The 251-nt window shown below is 61.8% G+C and carries 1 pseudogene; it reads right to left on the reverse strand.

The window, feature by feature from the left end:
• Nucleotides 1-132: pseudogene (locus F6X42_RS43330) on the reverse strand (transposase family protein); the annotation flags it as partial.
• Nucleotides 133-251: the final 119 nt, after the last annotated feature.

The following is a 251-nucleotide window of genomic DNA, read 5'->3' on the forward strand; positions in this document are numbered from 1 at the left end:
GGCGGCCACGGCCATATCCACGTACCGATCACATATGGCCTTCACGCGATGCCACGACAGGTTCACCAGACGAGCCACAGCCGCAAATGTCATCTCCCGGCACAACGTCAGCACGAGCGCTTCAAACGTAAGCGGCTCGGCAGGGCCGGTCCCCGATTCGCGCGCGCGTGGGGCATGATGTGAGAGCGTGGGTAGGTCCGGCGTAGACCACGTGAAGATCGTTCCATGATCGTGGCCACGATCTATCTGGA

Source organism: Paraburkholderia podalyriae, assembly GCF_014397785.1.
Taxonomy (GTDB): domain Bacteria; phylum Pseudomonadota; class Gammaproteobacteria; order Burkholderiales; family Burkholderiaceae; genus Paraburkholderia; species Paraburkholderia podalyriae.